Here is an 18,902-nt window from a genome sequence, read left to right on the forward strand (position 1 = left end):
CGTGCCGCTGCGCGGCGGTTTTGTGCCTTCGGCGAAGGTATTTGTAGCCAGATGAACAGGGGATCCCGATGACAACTGCCCTTTTGACCCATGCTGATTGCCTGGGCCATATCACGCCTGAGGGTCACCCCGAACGGGTGGCGCGGTTGGAGCATGTTCTGCACGCCCTGGAAGGGTTGGAACTGAAACGGATGACCGCTCCGTTGGCGGCTGATGACGATCTGCTTCGGGTGCATCCGGAAGGTTACATTCGCGATATTCGATCCACGCGCCCGTCAGATGGGTTTGCGCAGATTGACGGGGATACGTTCATGTCGCCGGGCTCGGTGGACGCAGCCTATCGAGCCGCAGGCGCAGTGGTGCGAGCGGTCGATCTGGTACTGAGCGGAGACGTAACGAATGCGTTCTGCGCCATTCGCCCGCCGGGGCATCATGCGGAAACAGACACTGCAATGGGGTTTTGCCTGTTTGGCAATGCGGCCTTGGCGGCGAAACATGCGCTGGACCATCACGGGCTTAGCCGCGTTGCCGTTGTTGATTTTGACGTTCATCACGGCAATGGAACACAGGATTTGCTGTGGGACGAAGCGCGTGCCCTGGTGATCACCAGCCAGCAGATGCCCCTTTGGCCCGGTTCGGGACGCCCGGATGAGACAGGGGTTCACGACACGGTTCTTAATATCCCGCTGGCTCCGGGCAGCGGTGGGGCTGACATGCGCGCAGCGTACGAGTCCCAGGCGTTTCCGCGCCTGCGGGCGTTCAACCCCGATCTGATCATCATTTCCGCCGGGTTTGACGCCCATCAGGACGACCCGCTGGCCAATCTGAACTGGTCCACTGGCGACTTTGCCTGGATCACAGCCGAGCTGTGCAAAATCGCCGATGAGGTTTGTGACGGTCGTATCGTCTCGACTCTGGAAGGCGGGTATGATCTGAACGCATTGGCCGCGGCCACACGCGCCCATGTGGAAGAATTGATGAAGGCAGCACCATGACCGATACCCCAGTTGAGCAGATGACATTCGAGCAGGCCATGAAAGAGCTTGAAGCCGTTGTGGGCCAGCTTGAACGCGGCGACGTGGCATTGGATCAATCGATCGCGCTGTATGAACGCGGTGCGGCCCTGAAGAAACGGTGCGAGGACGAGTTGAAGCGGGCTGAAGAGAAAGTGGCCGCGATCACTCTGGATGCCACAGGGCAACCCACCGGGACCACATCTGTCGACGGTCAGTAAATGTTTCGCGAAAGACTGGCGCAGGATGCAGCGCGCATTCAGGCGCATTTTGACCTGGTTCTAGGCGCACTGGACGATGTCGACGTAACGCGGGCCATGGCCTATGCCACGCAAGGTGGTAAACGGTTGCGCGGGTTTTTGGTGCGGGAAAGCGCGCGCTTGCATGACGTGGATGAGGCCCGCTCGATCTGGCCCGCAACGGGGATCGAAGCGCTGCACGCTTATTCTTTGGTCCATGATGACCTGCCCTGCATGGATGATGATGATTTGCGCCGAGGGCGACCCACCGTTCATGTGAAATGGAACGAAGGGACCGGGGTGTTGGCCGGTGATGCGTTGCAGACCTTAGCATTTGAACTGTGCACTCGGCCCGAAGTTGGCGATGCCCAAACGCGTGCAGAATTGGCTCTGACTCTGGCCCAAGCCAGCGGGGCGCAAGGCATGGTTCTGGGTCAGGCGCTGGATGTCGCAGCCGAAACAGCGGCCACGCCTTTGACACTGGAACAAATCACCCGGTTGCAGGCGGGCAAGACAGGTGCGTTGATCGAATGGTCTGCTTGTGCGGGTGCGCGGCTGGCGCAAGCCGATCCTACCCCTCTGCGCGATTATGCGCAGGCTCTTGGGCTTGCCTTTCAAATTGCTGATGACATCTTGGATGTAGAAGGCGATGTAGAAAAGGCAGGAAAACGGCTGCAGAAAGACGCAGATGCGGGCAAGGCAACCTTTGTTTCGCTTTTGGGACTCGAGGCGGCCAAAACCCGCGCGACAGATCTGGTTGAAACGGCCTGTGCTGCGTTGGACGGGTACGGTGCGTCAGCAGAAACCTTGAAGGACGCCGCCCGCTTCGTTATTGCCCGGGACAGCTAAGCCAGGAATTCCAATGTCTGACCGCCCGAACACGCCCCTGCTGGACCTTGTGAACCGCCCTGCGGATCTCAAGCAGTTTTCGGACGCGCAGCTGCATCAGGTGGCACAGGAATTGCGTTCCGAGACAATATCGGCCGTGTCCGTGACGGGCGGGCACCTTGGGGCTGGTCTGGGTGTGGTCGAGCTGACCACGGCGCTGCATGCCGTGTTTGACACGCCACGCGACAAGATCATCTGGGACGTGGGTCATCAGTGCTATCCGCACAAGATCCTGACCGAGCGGCGCGATCGTATTCGCACATTGCGGATGAAGGATGGTTTGAGTGGTTTTACGAAACGCAGCGAAAGCCCCTATGATCCGTTCGGCGCAGCTCATTCCAGTACCTCGATCAGTGCAGCACTTGGTTTTGCCGTGGCGCGCGATCTGGGTGGTGTCACACCCGAGGGTTTGGGCGATGCGATTGCTGTGATCGGCGATGGCTCAATGTCTGCAGGCATGGCATTTGAAGCGATGAACAATGCGGGCCATCTGGGCAAGCGATTGATCGTCATTCTGAACGACAACGAGATGAGCATTGCGCCACCGGTGGGCGCCTTGTCCAACTATCTGTCCCGTATCTATGCGGAAGAGCCGTTCCACGATCTTAAAGCCGCCGCAAAAGGCGCGGTTTCGCTGCTGCCCGAGCCCTTCCGCGAAGGGGCCAAACGCGCCAAGGAAATGCTGAAAGGTATGGCCGTCGGCGGCACGCTGTTCGAAGAGCTTGGTTTTTCTTACCTAGGCCCCATAGACGGACATGATCTGGACCAGTTGCTGCCGGTGTTGCGGACCGTCAAGGCACGAGCGACCGGCCCGATCCTGATTCACGTTCTGACCAAGAAGGGCAAAGGCTATGCACCCGCAGAGCAAGCCCGAGACAAAGGACACGCAACAGCCAAGTTCGACGTCGTGACAGGCGAACAGAAGAAAGCACCTTCCAACGCGCCTTCTTACACCTCGGTCTTTGGCAAAACGCTGGTCGACGAAGCCGCGCGAGACGACAAGATCGTTGCCGTGACCGCCGCCATGCCGGACGGTACCGGCCTGAACCTGTTTGCCGAACGCTACCCGTCGCGCTGTTTCGATGTTGCGATCGCCGAGCAGCACGGGGTGACGTTTTCTGCCGCGCTTGCTGCGGGTGGGATGAAACCGTTCTGCGCCATGTATTCAACCTTCCTTCAGCGCGGGTATGATCAGGTGGTGCACGATGTCGCGATCCAGCGTCTGCCCGTCCGCTTCGCGATTGACCGCGCAGGTCTGGTGGGTGCCGACGGAGCCACCCATGCCGGATCGTTCGATATTGCGTATTTGGCCAACCTGCCGGGCATGGTTGTCATGGCCGCCGCAGACGAAGCTGAACTGATGCACATGGTGGCAACCGCTGTTGCACATGACGAAGGGCCGATTGCGTTCCGCTACCCGCGTGGTGAAGGCGTTGGCGTCGACTTGCCGGAACGCGGTGAGGTGCTTGAGATCGGCAAAGGCCGCGTGATCCAGAAGGGCGCGCGCGTGGCACTACTTTCGTTCGGTACCCGATTGTCTGAGGTGCAGAAAGCCGCCGAATCCCTTGCGGACAAAGGCATCAATCCAACCATTGCCGACGCCCGCTTTGCCAAACCTTTGGACCGCGACCTGATCCTGGACCTGGCAGCAAACCACGAGGCTCTGATCACCATCGAAGAAGGCGCGATTGGCGGTTTTGGCAGCCATGTCGCACAGTTTTTGGCCGAGGAAGGCGTTTTTGATCAAGGGCTGAAATACCGTTCGATGGTCTTGCCCGATACGTTCATCGATCAGGCCAGCCCAACGGACATGTATGCCGTGGCCGGCATGAACGCCGAACAGATCGAAGCCAAAGTTTTGGACGTTCTGGGCGTTGCATCAATAGGGGAAAAGCGCGCCTGAGCTGCGCGCATCGGTCTGGTGACTTCCTCCGGCGCACTTGGGATGCCTGTGATGAGGATTTTGTTCGCTTTAAATGTTCTTAGTGGAAGGAGTATGGGCGTTCCCGTTTCGACAGCCGAAATTGCTTTGCTGCACAAAAACAAACCTAAGCCGTACCATATCGGATACAGGCGCTAGAAAAGCAGCTTTATCCTCTTCGTTGTCAGTACAAAAAATGTGTGCCGCCGTTCGACTATCGCAGACGCCTTACCGTTAAATCACACCTCGTCCGGCGGCACCGCCCGCTGGTAAAGATGCCACGTGGTGTGACCAAGGATCGGTAGAGTAAAGATCAGGCCCAAAAATGCGGGAACCAGCGATATCAGCATGGTAAACGAGATGATTGCCGCCCAAGTGAGCATGACCACAGGGCTTTCCCTGACAACGTGGACAGAGGTGAGCATCGCGGAAACGAAATTGGTTTCCCGGTCCAGCAACATAGGCATGGCGACAACGGTTACTGTGAACAGGGCTGCTGACAGAAAAGCGCCGACGCACGTGCCAATAGCCAGGAACGTCCAGCCTTGGGGCGTAAATAGCACGGTGTTCAAGAACCCGTCGAAATCGGAAAAGGATGCATTCTGCAGGATGATCGCCAGCCAAAGCCGCACCTGATAAACCCACACCCAGAAAATGAACAAGGTCACAAAGGCCATCCAGCCCATTTCCCGCTTGCGTTGGTTGGCCATGACGGTGAGGATCTCGGACCACCCAAAACTCTCCCCTTTTTGCAAGCGACGCGACATTTCATAAAGCCCGGCGGCGGCGAAAGGTGCGACCAGCGGGAATCCTACGATGGCAGGAATGATCATCCAGATCTTGCCGAGCCAAACCAAGGCCCAAACCAACAGTATTCCGAAAACCGCATAGAACAGGCCGAAAAAACCGCTCATGACGGGGCGCGCCAGAAAATCGGAAAACCCAGCCTTTAGTGCGGCGGTGATATCATCCGCTGTCACTTTGTTGACCTTGGGCACGGCCTGTTGTGGCGGTGTCAGGTTGTCTGGTGGTGTGGAACCTGCGGTCTTGGATGTCATGACAAACTCCTCCCAAAGCATGGCGCCGCGCTGATCCGTTGACCGACAAACCCGACGGTGAACAGATACTCTTCCTGCGGAAGCAAGCATGCCTCAGGCAAGGCATTGGGGCAAGGTCGGGATACGGTCGACACCCGCGTGCGAACCGCCTTTGGGCATTGCGAAATGTGTCTTGTTGGAAAGAACGTCAAGTCGGCGCCATTGCAACGGGCACACTTAAAATTTGAATGTACATTCGAATTCAACGCGAATTTTATCAGAAAAGCGAGATGTGTGGTGCTCAAGAGGGACTCGAACCCCCGACCTTGTCCTTACGAAGGACCTGCTCTACCAGCTGAGCTATTGAGGCAACTTATGGCAGCCAGAACTGGTTCTATCTGGGTGCGATGGATCGTTTAAACTGTCGGTCTGTTGCCTGCAAGCCCAGTTGAGCTTTTTGCGGCCGACCTGCCTGAATGGGGTCTTCTTTTGAGCCGGCAACCGACTCTGCCTGCGGCAGCTTCCGTATGTGAATTTTTTGTAACGCCAACGGGTTGAAATTGACTCCCGGTCATTAATTCAATATTTCATGAAATATGATAGAAGAAGTAATCGACCAGCTGGCCATTCTGGGTCACCCGCAACGCATCACCGTGTTTCGCATGTTAATGCGACGGTTTCCTGACACTGTTCCCGCAGGCGAGCTGGCGGCAGAGTTAGGTATCAAACCCAGCACAATGTCGAACTATCTGAATGCGTTGCAGCGGTCAGGGCTGGTCAAGCAGGAGCGATCCGGGACGTCTCTTCTCTATTCGATTGAAATGAAGAACGTGCAGCAAATGCTCGATTTCCTTATTGTGGACTGCTGCCGTGGCCGACCTGATCTTTGCATGCCTTCAACCAAAGGAAGTGACACCATGACTGACCGGAAGTTCAATGTGTTGTTCATTTGCGTGGGCAATTCCGCCCGCTCGATCTTTGCTGAATCTCTGCTGCGCGAGATTGGCGGCGATCGGTTCAATGTCTATTCGGCAGGAACACGGCCGTTTTCCGAACTGAACCCGTTTGCGATGCAGGTTTTGCAAGACAAGGGCCATGAAACGTCAGTCCTGCGGTCAAAGAATGTGTCCGAGTTTTCGGGGCCGGATGCGCCTGACCTGGATTTTGTTTTTACGGTCTGCAACCAGGCTGCAAACGAAGAATGCCCAGCCTGGGAAGGTCAACCGATCAGTGGTCACTGGGGTATGGTTGACCCGGTCAAGACAGAAGGCACCGACGCAGAAAAAATCCTTGCGTTTCAAAGCGTTTACGGCGCGCTGAAGCGTCGGATCCAAGCCTTTACGTCGCTGCCGGTCGAAAGTCTTGACCGGATCGCACTGCAATCCGCTGTCGATGACATCGGGCGAGCATCTTTTGAGGACACGAAATGACGACCTACGCTCTGAACGGCCTTGGCCGGATGGGAAAACTTGCGCTGAAACCCTTGCTGGAACGGGGCGCAAAAATTGCATGGATCAACGACGCTGTTGGTGATCCCGAAATGCACGCGCATCTGCTGGAATTTGACACAGTGCACGGACGTTGGGATGCAAAGTTCAGCCACGATGCCGACAGCATCACTGTGAGTGGCACGCGCCTCCCCTTTGTTGGGACAAAAGACCTTTCAACTCTGCCGTTGGACGGTGTCGATGTAGTGATCGACTGTACTGGCGTCTTCAAGACCGAAGCCAAACTGGCACCCTATTTCGAAGCAGGCGTTAAAAAGGTTGTTGTCTCCGCCCCCGTCAAAGACGGCCCGACCGCCAACATCGTTGTGGGTGTGAACGATGATACTTATGACCCCGCGACCCATAACATTGTGACAGCGGCCTCCTGCACCACCAACTGTCTGGCACCGGTGGTCAAAGTCATTCACGAAAATCTGGGCATTCGCCACGGGTCGATGACCACAATCCATGATGTGACCAATACGCAAACCATCGTGGACCGCCCCGCCAAGGATCTGCGTCGCGCGCGTTCGGCCCTGAATTCCTTGATCCCGACCACCACTGGCTCGGCTACGGCGATCACTTTGATCTATCCCGAACTTAAGGGACGTCTGAATGGTCATGCGGTGCGGGTGCCTCTGCTGAACGCATCGCTGACTGACTGCGTATTCGAGGTTCAGCGCGAAACCTCCGCCGAAGAGGTCAACGGCTTTTTCAAAGCTGCTGCCGAGGGTGAGTTGAAGGGCATTCTTGGCTATGAGACTCGCCCGCTGGTTTCGACCGATTACACCAATGACGAACGCTCTTCGATTGTCGATGCGCCGTCGACCATGGTGGTGAACGGGACGCAAGTTAAAATCTATGCCTGGTATGATAACGAGATGGGCTATGCGCATCGGTTGGTGGATGTGGCTTTGATGGTCGGATCGTCGCTGTGACCCAACGGCCCGAAGGATTGTCGGCCTATATCGCGGTTACGGCGGCCTATTGGGCCTTCATGCTGACCGACGGGGCGCTCAGGATGTTGGTGCTGTTGCACTTTCACACCATGGGCTTCTCGCCGGTTCAGTTAGCTTATCTTTTTGTGCTCTATGAGATCGCAGGAATTGTCACCAACCTGACCGCAGGCTGGATCGCAGCGCGGTTCGGATTGACCTCGACCCTTTATGCAGGGCTGGGGCTGCAAGTTATTGCGTTGCTTGCCATGACGCAGCTTGACCCGAACTGGACCGTCGCAGCGTCGGTCACATTCGTGATGATGGTGCAAGGCGCCAGCGGAGTGGCCAAGGATCTGGCCAAAATGTCTTCGAAATCGTCGGTCAAACTTCTGGCCCCTGCCGAGGGCGGCGGGTTGTTTCGTTGGGTGGCCCTGCTAACGGGGTCGAAAAACGCAGTCAAAGGTCTGGGCTTTTTGCTGGGCGCGACCATGCTGGCCACAATGGGCTTTATGACAGCAATTCTGGTCATGGCAGCCGTACTGGCGGTGATCCTGTTTGCAGTTATCCTGTTCATGCCAGCAGGCTTGCCGAAGGGACGCAAAGGGGCGAAGTTCTCCGAAGTTTTTTCGAAGTCCGCCAATGTAAACTGGCTGTCAGCAGCGCGTGTCTTTCTGTTCGGCGCCCGTGATGTCTGGTTTGTGGTCGGCATCCCAATCTATTTCTACGCCGTGCTCTCAGACGGTACCGAGGCGGGCAACCGATCTGCGTTCTTCATGATAGGAACTTTCATGGCGGTGTGGATCATCCTCTATGGTGTGGTGCAAGCCAACGCGCCAAGGATACTTCGCGCCTCGGATCGAACCGAAGGTGATCTGATCCGTGCTGCGCGCAGCTGGGCAGTGATCCTTTTCTGCATTCCTGCGGCTCTAACATTGGCCACTTGGCTGTCAAACGAGCCTGAGACCTGGCTGACCACGACACTCGTTGCTGGCTTGCTGGTCTTTGGAGCGGTCTTTGCCGTCAATTCGGCACTGCATTCCTATCTTATCCTGGCCTTCACCAAGTCCGAGCGTGTGACGATGGATGTCGGGTTTTACTACATGGCGAATGCAGCAGGTCGGCTGGTCGGCACCGTTTTGTCTGGCCTCACCTATCAGGTCGGGGGATTGCCGATGGTCCTCGGTACCGCGTCCGCTATGGTTGCCCTCGCCGCACTGACCTCTGGTAAACTCACAGATCAGACTTCCGAGGCGCTTTCATGAGCATTTTCGAACGATATCTCACAATTTGGATCGCGCTCGCCATGATTGGCGGTGTTCTGATCGGACAAGCCGCGCCAGGACTGGTTCAACTGGTTGCAGGGGCCGAAATCGCCAGCGTCAATCTGGTTGTAGCCGTACTGATCTGGGCGATGGTCTATCCGATGATGGTCAACGTCGATTTCCGCGCAGTCGCCGGGGTTGCCCGCCAGCCACGCGGTCTGATCGTGACGCTGGTGGTGAATTGGTTGATCAAGCCCTTCACCATGGCGCTGCTCGCCGTATTATTCTTTGACTATATCTTTGCACCCTGGATTGCACCCGAAGACGCTGCCCAATACACAGCTGGGCTAATTTTGTTGGGGGCAGCCCCCTGCACCGCCATGGTGTTTGTGTGGTCGCAACTCACCAAAGGCGACGCGACCTATACGCTAGTTCAAGTCTCGGTCAACGATCTGATCATGGTCGTGGCATTTGCCCCGATCGTCGCCTTTTTGCTGGGTGTCACCGATATTGAAGTGCCCTGGCAGACGCTGGTTCTGGCCACGGTTCTTTACGTGGTGTTGCCGCTGATTGCCGGGTTGATCACCCGTAACAAACTAGGCTCTAAACAGGCAGTTGAGGCGTTTTCTACCCGCGTAAAACCTTGGTCGGTTATGGGGTTGATTTCAACTGTGGTTATTCTGTTCGGACTGCAGGGTCAGACCATTTTGTCCAAGCCAATGGTTATCGTGCTGATCGCGGTGCCTATCCTCATCCAAAGCTACGGAATTTTTGCTATAGCGTATGGCGCTGCCTATGCACTGAAAGTACCCCATCGGATCGCAGCCCCGTGTGCCATGATCGGAACATCAAACTTCTTCGAACTGGCTGTGGCCGTTGCTATCAGCTTGTTTGGTCTGAACTCCGGCGCGGCGTTGGCGACCGTTGTAGGCGTTCTGGTCGAAGTCCCAGTGATGCTGTCCCTTGTTGCTTTCGCCAACCGCACACGCACGCGTTTTCCAGAACCAGGAACAAGGTAGACTTGGCGACCTCGGCTCACCACTTGGTTCAATTGGACTGTTGCGCGCGCTCGGCCGCGATTGCCACAAAACCACGATCACCGGTTTCCCAAAGCGCTGTCATGGTCAGTGATGTTACAACCCAACTATCCTCGGATTTCTCAAGGATATAGTCATATCGGCCGCCCAGCACCCACAAGCCATCCGCGATACGGTGGGTAGCAGTGAAATCAGCCTGCGCTGTGGCCTGGGTTTCGGACAGCGATCTGACGGTATGGTTGGTGACCATGTGATGTGTGCTTTCAAACCCAGGCAGGAATGCGGACCAACCTGCTATCAGGTCGTCAGCCGGTTGCGTTACTGGGTCACCGCCCCAAAGGCTGGTGTAATCGGTTGTCACCGTATCGGCAAAAGCGCCGCGCACACGAGTCCAGTCATGGCGGTCAACTCCCGCTGCGATATCGGTGATTGCTGTCGAGATATTGGTGTGTTGCTCGGCAAACGCCGCGCTGCCAATCATTGTGACGGCTGCAAGTGTGGCGGTAAGGTTCTTGGGCATCGGTTTACTCCAGGGTAAGGGGCAGGCGCTGAAGACAACTTCGACGCCTGATCTAGAATTCAGCTGTCTAGGCCAGCACTGAAATGGTCAGCCACGGTATCCGCTGCTCGGGTCACGTCTTCGGGATTGTCGTAGAAATCGAACTGCGTGACATCTTCCAGCCATTGGGCTGTCGCTTCGCCTGCAAACCCTGCGAGAAAGGTCTGCACACCCTGAGGTATGGCCGCACTTTCCGAGTGAACAATGGCGAGCGGCTTGTCCAAACGCTGCGGGTTGTCCGCAGGGTGATAGGTCAGCCAGCCTTCCCAGCCCGCATTGTTCCACTTGTCGTCATACTCGGGGATCGCGCCACGGTCGGCCTCGTAATAGTACCCACCGATCGGCATCAGAACGCCTTCGGCACCTTCCGGCCCTGCCGCAGGGATGATTTGCCCACCCGCGGCTTCGGCAGCATGGGACACTTCGATCAGCCCGGCAACGCCATCCTTGCCGCCATAAACGGCCTCGACGATCTCTTCATTTTGAAGCCAGGGGGCGACAAGCCCAACACGTTGCACCAGCGGATTTCCGGAAACAGCGTCGACCATGTAACCGGCCGAAGCGCAGATACCCAGCCCGTTGATGTGATCGGCATCCACTTCAGGCAGGGTTGCGACATATTCGAACGCGGCTTTGATGTCCGACGTCTTGGCCTTTGGGCTTTCGACAAAACGTACATTGTCAGGCAAATCGCCCGACTTGCCCCAACCGCGAAAATCGAAGGTGAATGCAGCAAATCCGCGTGCCGCCATTTCATGTGCATAGTTAGCGGGCATCTGTTCCTGCACCGAGGTCCAGGCACCGGTGACAACAACCGTGGGCAAAGGCGCGTCACCGCGTTCTTCCGGCAAATACAGCGTGCCGGACATGATGGTGCCTTCATTTTCAAAGGTCACGGTGCGGGTTTCGACCTGAGCTATCGCGGCAGTCGATGCCATTAGCGCAGCGGCGGTGTTCAAAGCGAGGGTTTTCATGGAGGTATCTCCCAAAATCTGTCAGTTTGGGCACAGGCCCGATGACATGAAAGATACGAAGTCAGCGCCTGCGATAATTGCACCATGCTGCCCGGTTTTTGAAAGATTCTGCTTCAACCGTTCAGCGCAACGCGAAAAGCACGTGGGGTCTGACCGGTCACTTGCTTGAAGCTGCGGGTGAAATGCCCCTGATCGGAAAACCCGCAAGCCAAAGCAATGTCCCCTAAGGGCCGCCTTGGATCTTCGATCATCTTCATCGCCTGCTCGATCCGAAACGACATGACATATTGCATAGGCGTTGAACCAAGCGTTTCCTTGAAGACACGGGCAAAATGCGACGCGCTCATTCCAGCCTCGGACGCCAGTTGGTCAACGGTGATCGTGCGATCCAGGCGCTTTTGTACATAGGCCAGGACACGTTGGTAATGGCGAGAGGTGAACCGCGATGACAATTCAGCATCTTCGGCGCGCCGCTTTCCGTATTTCTGCAGCAGCTTGACCAGAAAAACCCGACTCATGGCCTCGAACATAACGGCCGAGGACATGTCTTCAGTCTCCAGCACATCCCGCAAGATGACACCGGCCGCGCAAAGGTCAGGGTCGGAAAACTGCGGCAAGTCCTTAAATTGTTGGGGATCGAGTAACATCCCAAGCTCAGACTGCGCGAAACGGTCCACCTTGTGCGGTTCTAGGGTAATGACGATCACGTCAGACGGCGCGAACCACCGCCAACCTGACCGCACGCCAGCGGGCGTTACAATGACCTCGTCCTTGCAGAAGGTGAAATCCCGCAATGTGCCGTCACGCCAATTTTGAACGCGATGCGGACTGTCCTGCAAATTTAGCAATACGTGGTGTTCCGCGAACACGTCCTCGGGCATTTCGTCCGGTTCCGCCTGAAAATATCGTACAGACATCAGTGCCGCTGCCGAAGGACGCTCCACCGAGTCGCTGTTGAGCAGTGGTTCAGAGGGGTAAATGTCTGCGTATCTGAGCGGCACTCGGATGGTCCCATGGAAAGTTTGCCCAATTTTTGCAGGTAAATGTGGATCGAACAACGTATTTGATGCGCATTCAGGGACCAATCTTGCCGCGTTTCAGCGCGCGTCGATTGACGGAAGACCATGAGAAATTGGCGACCCCGGCAGGATTCGAACCTGCAACCTGCCCCTTAGGAGGGGGCTGCTCTATCCAGTTGAGCCACGGGGCCGTGTGTGGCCTTCTGTAACCGGGATTTTCCGGGTTGTCATCGGCTTTGCACAATTGTTGTACACGCAGACCTGTTCACGCTACCATCGGGCAAAACAACAACACAGGTGCCTCCCGTGAACAGTGAATCCAAACGCCCGCTTACCCTTCGCGATGTGTCCGAGGCTTCTGGAGTTTCCGAAATGACGGTAAGCCGGGTTTTGCGGAACCGGGGGGATGTGTCAGATGCCACCCGCACCCGCGTTCTGGCCGCCGCAAAAGAGCTTGGCTATGTGCCCAACAAGATCGCGGGCGCTCTGGCGTCCAGCCGGGTCAATCTGGTCGCGGTCATTATCCCGTCGCTGTCGAACATGGTTTTTCCTGAGGTTCTGACAGGTATCAATCAGGTGCTGGAAGACACCGAATTGCAGCCTGTTGTGGGCGTGACCGACTACCTGCCCGAAAAAGAAGAGAAGGTCCTGTACGAGATGCTCTCGTGGCGGCCTTCAGGCGTGATCATTGCAGGGCTGGAACATACTGAAGCCGCACGCGCCATGCTGGATTCAGCGGGCATTCCTGTGGTCGAGATCATGGATACCGACGGCAAGCCTGTGGATGCGATGGTCGGCATCTCGCACCGCCGCGCCGGGCGCGAGATGGCGCAGGCGATCCTGAAGGCCGGGTATCAGCATATTGGCTTCATGGGCACCAAGATGCCTCTGGATCACCGCGCCCGGAAGCGTTTCGAAGGCTTCACCGAGGTATTGGGCAAGCACGGGATCGAAATCGAAGACCGCGAGTTTTATTCCGGCGGCTCGGCCCTTGCGAAGGGGCGCGAGATGACGCAGGCGATGCTGGAACGTTCTCCCGATCTGGATTTTCTGTATTACTCCAATGACATGATCGGTGCGGGTGGCTTGTTGTACCTGCTGGAGCAAGGCATCGACATTCCAGGGCAAATCGGGTTGGCCGGCTTCAACAATGTCGAACTGTTGCAGGGTCTGCCGCGCAAACTTGCGACGATGGATGCCTGTCGGCTTGAGATTGGTCGTCATGCCGCCCAAATCATCGCCGAGCGTTTGAAAGATCCCGACTCCGAGATTGAAACGCGCGCGACACTGACTCCCAAGATCAGCTTTGGCGACACCCTGAAGCGGCGATGACGGCACCCCTCAAACGGCTCGACAACCAAACAGCGCGGGCCGTTTTCATGGATCGCCACGCGCTGGCGGAACTGCCATCGGGTGAGGCCAAGGGCGGTGCGCTTCTGAATCTGATCCAGCGGTTGGGGTTTGTGCAGCTCGACAGTATCAACACAGTTGCACGCGCCCATGACTTAATCCTGTTTTCGCGCAGGCCCAGTTATCGCGGCGCGCACCTGAAAAGGCTCTATGAAAGGGAAAAAGAGCTGTTCGAACATTGGACGCATGATGCGGCCGTGATCCCGATGGAGTTCTACCCCCACTGGCATCTACGCTTTCAGCGCGATGCTGATTTGCTGAAGGCACGGTGGAAGAACTGGCGGCGGGATGGGTTCGAACAACAGTTTGAAACGGTGTTGCAGCACATCCGAGACAATGGGCCAGTATCCTCTTCGGACATTGGCAAGGAAGAAAAGAAAGGCTCGGGCGGATGGTGGGATTGGCACCCGTCAAAAACCGCCTTGGAGTTTTTGTGGCGGTCTGGCGCGCTTACAGTTGTTGGCCGCGAGGGGTTTCAGAAACGCTATGACCTGACAGAGCGAGTTATTGAAACCCAACTTTGTCCGGGAAACATGCATTGCGATGCAGAAGCGACTGTGGATTGGCTGTGCAACGCAGCACTGGACCGACTTGGATTTGCAACATCGGGCGAATTGGCTGCGTTCTGGGACACGGTCAGCGCAGCAGAAGCCAAAAGCTGGTGCGCAAGGGCGCTGGCCAAAGGCGATATAGAAGAGATCGAGATCACCTGCGCTGATGGGCGGCACCGCAAGGTCTTTGCCCGCTCAAACCTGGCGGACCAGAGTTTGGACCTGCCCCAGCCACCCGGGCGCATCCGCGTGCTCAGCCCGTTTGATCCAATGCTGCGTGACCGCAATCGCGCAGAACGGTTGTTCGGCTTTCACTATCGGATCGAGGTCTTCGTGCCGGAACCCAAGCGCAATTATGGTTACTACGTGTTTCCACTGCTGGAAGGTAACCGTTTAGTTGGCCGGATTGACATGAAAGCGCATCGCGACCGCGACATGTTACGCGTCAAAGCCCTTTGGCCCGAGCGCGGAGTGCGCTGGTCTGACGCCCGCACCCGACGCCTGAACGCCGAGCTGGATCGCGTGCGACGACTGGCGGGAGTCACACAAATCGAATTTGCCAACGATTGGCTAAAAGACCCTAAATAGGGTCTACTTTGCATCCGTCAGGGTCAATTCAATCGGCGCGAGCCCGTCTATCTCACCGCTCAGAACATCACCTGCCACAACCGGTCCAACACCCGCTGGTGTGCCGGTCAGAATCAGATCCCCGGGACGCAGGTGATAGAAGCCGGACAAGTGGCAGATGATTTCGTCGATTTTCCAGATCAGCTCCTCAAGCGTTGCGTCTTGTCGCAGTTCATCATTGACGCGCAGACGGATATGCTTGTCTGCGTCCGGCGACCATTTGCCTGCCGGTGTCAGCGGGGCAAATACCGCACCGTTTTCGACATCCTTGCCCAGATCCCAGGGCCGTTGCTTGTTTCGTTCGCGAATCTGCAGGTCGCGACGGGTCATGTCGAGGGCGCAGCCATAAGCATAAACTGCATCCCAAGCCTGCGCAGAGGTGGCACGGAATACAGGTTTTCCGATCGCCAGCACCAACTCCATTTCATGATGATAATTCTCGGTCCCTGCCGGGTACGGAACCATAGCCCCGGACAGAACCGCGTTGGCTGCAGATTTGGTGAAATAGAACGGTGCTTCGCGATCGACCTCATTCCCCATTTCGGCCGCATGGGCCGCGTAATTCCGACCGACGCAGAAAATACGCCCCACAGGATACTCTGCTGAGGCCCCAACAACAGGGATAGTAACCGGGTCGGGAAGGGAAAACAGACTATTTGACATGGTGCTCTCGGACTATTGTGCTGGTTCATCTTACGACCGCCAGTCCGATCAGCAATACAAGAAAACACGCCGAATTTCGCCAAAGCTTTGTTGGTGTTTCAGCGCAAACCCGCCCAATTCCGGTATGCAGTGCAATGACCGTTTCACAGCAATGTCACTTCCGCCTTTATGACCTTGTCAAAGGAAGAACAAACGTGACTTGGCTCGGGCTTAAGTTGAGTTATGTCCTCAATTACAGATGTTGCAGCCGACAATATGGCCGAACTGAAGCCAGATGCACACACTTGGCAAATTACCTAGCCGATGCGACTTCAGAGGTCCCATTTGCAAGACAATCCATCGGTTGGCAGTTACCAACATCTATTTCGGAGAGCAAAGGCATGTGCCCGTCCCCGGGAGCAACGCTTTAATTAGAGTCTGTTTTGACTCGGCGCACACTCCGAATTGCAGGTCGGACCATCAGACTACACATGACGCAACCGGCCTCGGGCCAGGCAATGATCCAGTACGAGTCTGGCCGCCCCGCTGGAGAATACCCCCTAAACTCTCCGGCGGGGTTTCTAAGAAGCGTCTTCGCTTTAGCCACTTGTCAGGCTTCGAGATTTTTCAGGTCATTGAGAAGATCCAGCAACAACTCGTGCTTTTCCTGCCCCAGCTGAGACCGAATGCGTTCTGCTTGGGCGATACTTACGGGCAAATTGGCGCGAATGATCTGGGTACCGTTTGTGGTGATCTCAATGATCTGGCGACGGCGATCTGCCGGATGAGAGCGCCGCGAGATCAAACCGCTTTGTTCCAGCTTCTGCAAAATCCGCGTCAGGCTGGGCAACAACAGGCAGGCGCGATCAGCGATGTGTGTCGGTTCCTGTGGGCCTTCTTCGTTCAAAACCCGCAAAACCCGCCACTGCTGTTCGGTGACACCAGCGTCAGCCAGCATTGCACGGATGGGTCCCATAACCTTTTCCCGCGCCCGCAACAGCGCTATGGGTAAAGATCGCGACGTCAGAGGCAGGTCGTCAGTCATAGGAAAATTATCACCGAATTTCGGCTTTTTCGCAAGCAATCCTCCCGGTTCTGTCAAGGCGCTAGTTATCATCATGCGGAGGCAAGGCGCCGCCAGCGTCGATTATGCCCCGTCAGAAAGGCTGCATTCAGACTGGACAATTCACTGTCTTAAGAGAAGATGCAGAAAGGACCCGGCACCGGGTCTTTTATAATCATGGTTTGCAAAAGCAAGAGAGATCTGATGGCTGCCCCGGAAAACACCTTCAAAAAGGCTCTAAATGAGGGAAAAACCCAGATTGGGTGCTGGATGAGCTTTGCTGAATCTGTCACCGCCGAGGTCATGGGCACAGCGGGTTTCGATTGGTTGGTAATTGACGGGGAACACGCCCCAAATGACATCCGTTCGATCCGGGATCAACTCATGGCTTTGGCCGCCAGCCCATCGCATCCGGTGGTGCGCGTCCCAATTGGCGAAACCTGGTTGATCAAAATGGTTCTGGATGCAGGGGCGCAGACCGTGCTGGTTCCAATCGTCGAAAGCGCCGAGCAAGCGCGCGAACTGGTTCGTGCGTGTCGCTATCCTCCGACCGGAGCGCGCGGCGTGGGTGCGATGGCGGCACGGGCCACGATGTATGGGGCTGTCGACGCGTATATTCAAACAGCGGATCAGGGAATCTGCCTGTTGCTGCAGGTTGAAACCCGCGCTGGATTGGATGCCCTGGATGATATTTTACAAGTCGAGGGCGTTGATGGAGTTTTCATCGGCCCCGCCGACCTGTCGACCGACATGGGCTATCAGGGCAACAGCGCCGCCCCTGAAATGCGCGAGGTGATCGCTGACGCGCTGGCGCGGATCAAAGCGTCTGGCAAAGCGCCGGGCATCCTTGCGACCAATGACGAGGCCCGGCAAGCCTATAAAGACATGGGCGCGCAGTTTTTGGCCGTAGGTATCGACGTGATGCTATTGGCGCAGGCGGCCCGTTCGCTTTCGGAGCAGTGGAAGGTGTCTTGACCTTTCACGCGCGCATGGCCGCAGCGGCCTGAGCATACCCGCCCGACGCGCCATCAACAAAATGCACATGATCATCCCGGGTGGCCGACGGGACAATGCATGTCATCATCGCTTCGTTTTGTGCGTGCAAACCATAACGTATCTTTCCACGCGACCGCGCTTGCTCCAGCATGTGTTCGATCCGTTTCAACGTGGACGCATCACAATCCAGCGTCATCTTCAGACCGTCATCAAACTTGCGAAAGTCCGCGTTGCCGCTGACCATCTTCTTGTAGTGGTCCGGCTCGAACTGACCCAGGCGTTTGCCCAGTTTAAACAGGGCTGCGATCAACAGATTCTGGAACAGCAGAACAGTCTTTTGCAATATCATGTTCCGTCCATTGCGTGACACATGCGCGTCAATGTCCAAGCCAGGCGGCGGCCATTTCATGGGCGGGCCGTTCTCGGGCACGGGGTGCCCTGCACGCTCCAGCTTTTCCGACATGGACAGAACGGATTGCACCAGATCGGCAAAATCACCCTCTGACGCTGATGCAGTGGGCTCAACAACCAGCGAGACGATCTGGCCATGCCGAGCCGTACTGTTGGACCATCTACACGACAGGCCTGTCAGATTCGGCTGTGCGCCCGGATCTGCTTGATCAACCATGTTGCGGCCAGCCTTCATCTCGGCTTCGGCCCAGGCCAGCCCACCCCCCGAGAACATGGCATAGTCCACGCCGGTAGATGGTGCATAGCGGGCCACGCGCACATCCCGACCGGCGGCTCGGACTTCGGCCATCGATACCATGGCCGCACGCAGAGGCATGGAAAACTCCTCTTCTGCCCAGCGTCGCAAAGCAGCCAATGCATCACGCGCGGCTTCGACCTGACTGGGCGGAACTGCAAAGCCAGCACCGTCGCCACCAAAAACATAGGGAAACAGCTTACCGTTCATGGCGTTGATCATGGCTGAAATCACAGCCGCCCCAACCGTGTTAACGGTTTTGTATCGGCCCCGAGCGATTTCTCCGGTTGAATCAACTATGTCGGCAACGCCGACGACCCATTCATCCGGCACAGCTGAAAACTGCGTCGGGTCCGCCACCAAAGTAAACTCCCGCAAAAGAGGGAGGTTTTCATAAAACTCGGAATGGAGGTCTTTCATGGTCCCCCTCTAATCTATGTTGAGCTTAAATTAGGCGGGCGTAAGTCCAAGTCCCGTATCTGAAATATACTACACACGCTTGTGCGTTGCATCATGACATGCCAAGCCTTTCC

General features: G+C 56.6%; 18 protein-coding genes and 2 tRNA genes. 11 read left to right on the forward strand and 9 right to left on the reverse strand.

Going from position 1 to position 18,902, the window contains the following annotated elements; genetic code table 11:
• Positions 1-68: 68 nt before the first annotated feature.
• From GS632_RS01775 to dxs, 4 genes are read left to right on the forward strand one after another with little or no spacing between them, the layout of a single operon-like run.
• The gene (locus tag GS632_RS01775) at positions 69-995 is read left to right on the forward strand and encodes a histone deacetylase family protein (RefSeq protein ID WP_171620337.1); all 927 of its coding nucleotides are present in this window, start codon (positions 69-71) and stop codon (positions 993-995) included.
• Positions 992-1,234, forward strand: a complete 243-nt coding sequence (locus GS632_RS01780; RefSeq protein ID WP_171178469.1) for an exodeoxyribonuclease VII small subunit — start codon at positions 992-994, stop codon at positions 1,232-1,234. The genes GS632_RS01775 and GS632_RS01780 overlap by 4 nt, the downstream gene beginning before the upstream one ends.
• Positions 1,235-2,101, forward strand: coding sequence for a polyprenyl synthetase family protein (locus tag GS632_RS01785; protein ID WP_171721617.1), 867 nt, complete (start codon positions 1,235-1,237; stop codon positions 2,099-2,101).
• Positions 2,102-2,114: 13 nt separating this feature from the next.
• The gene (dxs, locus tag GS632_RS01790) at positions 2,115-4,043 is read left to right on the forward strand and encodes a 1-deoxy-D-xylulose-5-phosphate synthase (RefSeq protein ID WP_171721616.1); all 1,929 of its coding nucleotides are present in this window, start codon (positions 2,115-2,117) and stop codon (positions 4,041-4,043) included.
• Positions 4,044-4,300: 257 nt separating this feature from the next.
• Here dxs and GS632_RS01795 read toward each other — a convergent pair whose 3' ends face one another.
• Together GS632_RS01795 and GS632_RS01800 are read right to left on the reverse strand one after the other, a co-directional pair.
• The gene (locus GS632_RS01795; RefSeq protein WP_171721615.1) at positions 4,301-5,119 is read right to left on the reverse strand and encodes a DUF2189 domain-containing protein; all 819 of its coding nucleotides are present in this window, start codon (positions 5,117-5,119) and stop codon (positions 4,301-4,303) included.
• 274 nt (positions 5,120-5,393) lie between these two features.
• Positions 5,394-5,468 (reverse strand) — tRNA-Thr (locus tag GS632_RS01800).
• 226 nt (positions 5,469-5,694) lie between these two features.
• Between GS632_RS01800 and GS632_RS01805 the strand changes: the two genes are divergently transcribed.
• Genes GS632_RS01805 through arsB form a run of 4 tightly spaced genes read left to right on the forward strand, consistent with a single transcriptional unit; the run spans position 5,695 to position 9,804 of the window.
• The gene (locus GS632_RS01805; protein WP_171721614.1) at positions 5,695-6,528 is read left to right on the forward strand and encodes a MarR family transcriptional regulator; all 834 of its coding nucleotides are present in this window, start codon (positions 5,695-5,697) and stop codon (positions 6,526-6,528) included.
• Positions 6,525-7,523: an ArsJ-associated glyceraldehyde-3-phosphate dehydrogenase gene (locus GS632_RS01810; protein ID WP_171721613.1), complete on the forward strand. Its 999-nt coding sequence runs from the start codon at positions 6,525-6,527 to the stop codon at positions 7,521-7,523. Before GS632_RS01805 ends, GS632_RS01810 begins: the two co-directional genes overlap by 4 nt.
• The gene (gene arsJ / locus GS632_RS01815; RefSeq protein ID WP_171178483.1) at positions 7,520-8,785 is read left to right on the forward strand and encodes an organoarsenical effux MFS transporter ArsJ; all 1,266 of its coding nucleotides are present in this window, start codon (positions 7,520-7,522) and stop codon (positions 8,783-8,785) included. The genes GS632_RS01810 and arsJ overlap by 4 nt, the downstream gene beginning before the upstream one ends.
• Positions 8,782-9,804 (forward strand): ACR3 family arsenite efflux transporter, encoded by a 1,023-nt coding sequence (gene arsB, locus GS632_RS01820; RefSeq protein WP_171178485.1) that lies wholly within the window; start codon positions 8,782-8,784, stop codon positions 9,802-9,804. Before arsJ ends, arsB begins: the two co-directional genes overlap by 4 nt.
• A gap of 28 nt (positions 9,805-9,832) precedes the next feature.
• Here the strand turns inward: arsB and GS632_RS01825 are convergent, their stop codons facing one another.
• The 4 genes from GS632_RS01825 to GS632_RS01840 form a co-directional block, all read right to left on the reverse strand.
• On the reverse strand, positions 9,833-10,342 hold the full coding sequence (locus GS632_RS01825; protein WP_171721612.1) for a nuclear transport factor 2 family protein: 510 nt from the start codon (positions 10,340-10,342) through the stop codon (positions 9,833-9,835).
• A gap of 59 nt (positions 10,343-10,401) precedes the next feature.
• The gene (locus GS632_RS01830) at positions 10,402-11,355 is read right to left on the reverse strand and encodes an alpha/beta hydrolase (RefSeq protein WP_171234694.1); all 954 of its coding nucleotides are present in this window, start codon (positions 11,353-11,355) and stop codon (positions 10,402-10,404) included.
• Between the two features lie 113 nt (positions 11,356-11,468).
• Positions 11,469-12,272 (reverse strand): AraC family transcriptional regulator, encoded by an 804-nt coding sequence (locus tag GS632_RS01835; protein WP_253284410.1) that lies wholly within the window; start codon positions 12,270-12,272, stop codon positions 11,469-11,471.
• A 216-nt stretch (positions 12,273-12,488) separates the two neighbouring features.
• Positions 12,489-12,565, reverse strand: a tRNA-Arg gene (locus GS632_RS01840).
• A 115-nt stretch (positions 12,566-12,680) separates the two neighbouring features.
• Between GS632_RS01840 and GS632_RS01845 the strand changes: the two genes are divergently transcribed.
• Together GS632_RS01845 and GS632_RS01850 are read left to right on the forward strand one after the other, a co-directional pair.
• Positions 12,681-13,706: a LacI family DNA-binding transcriptional regulator gene (locus tag GS632_RS01845; RefSeq protein WP_171092978.1), complete on the forward strand. Its 1,026-nt coding sequence runs from the start codon at positions 12,681-12,683 to the stop codon at positions 13,704-13,706.
• The gene (locus GS632_RS01850; protein WP_171721610.1) at positions 13,703-14,923 is read left to right on the forward strand and encodes a winged helix-turn-helix domain-containing protein; all 1,221 of its coding nucleotides are present in this window, start codon (positions 13,703-13,705) and stop codon (positions 14,921-14,923) included. The genes GS632_RS01845 and GS632_RS01850 overlap by 4 nt, the downstream gene beginning before the upstream one ends.
• Positions 14,924-14,926: 3 nt before the next feature.
• On the opposite strand, the gene GS632_RS01855 is transcribed toward GS632_RS01850, so the two are convergent.
• Positions 14,927-15,625 carry a fumarylacetoacetate hydrolase family protein gene (locus tag GS632_RS01855; RefSeq protein ID WP_171237910.1) on the reverse strand — a complete coding sequence of 233 codons (699 nt, stop codon included), beginning with the start codon at positions 15,623-15,625 and terminating at the stop codon, positions 14,927-14,929.
• A gap of 589 nt (positions 15,626-16,214) precedes the next feature.
• Positions 16,215-16,649 (reverse strand): homoprotocatechuate degradation operon regulator HpaR, encoded by a 435-nt coding sequence (hpaR, locus tag GS632_RS01860; RefSeq protein WP_171178497.1) that lies wholly within the window; start codon positions 16,647-16,649, stop codon positions 16,215-16,217.
• Positions 16,650-16,871: 222 nt separating this feature from the next.
• Between hpaR and GS632_RS01865 the strand changes: the two genes are divergently transcribed.
• The gene (locus GS632_RS01865) at positions 16,872-17,642 is read left to right on the forward strand and encodes an HpcH/HpaI aldolase/citrate lyase family protein (RefSeq protein ID WP_171721609.1); all 771 of its coding nucleotides are present in this window, start codon (positions 16,872-16,874) and stop codon (positions 17,640-17,642) included.
• A gap of 4 nt (positions 17,643-17,646) precedes the next feature.
• Here GS632_RS01865 and GS632_RS01870 read toward each other — a convergent pair whose 3' ends face one another.
• Positions 17,647-18,789 carry a DUF3095 domain-containing protein gene (locus tag GS632_RS01870; RefSeq protein WP_171721608.1) on the reverse strand — a complete coding sequence of 381 codons (1,143 nt, stop codon included), beginning with the start codon at positions 18,787-18,789 and terminating at the stop codon, positions 17,647-17,649.
• Positions 18,790-18,902: the final 113 nt, after the last annotated feature.

The sequence above is a fragment of the Ruegeria sp. HKCCD7296 genome, assembly GCF_013110775.1.
GTDB lineage: Bacteria > Pseudomonadota > Alphaproteobacteria > Rhodobacterales > Rhodobacteraceae > Ruegeria.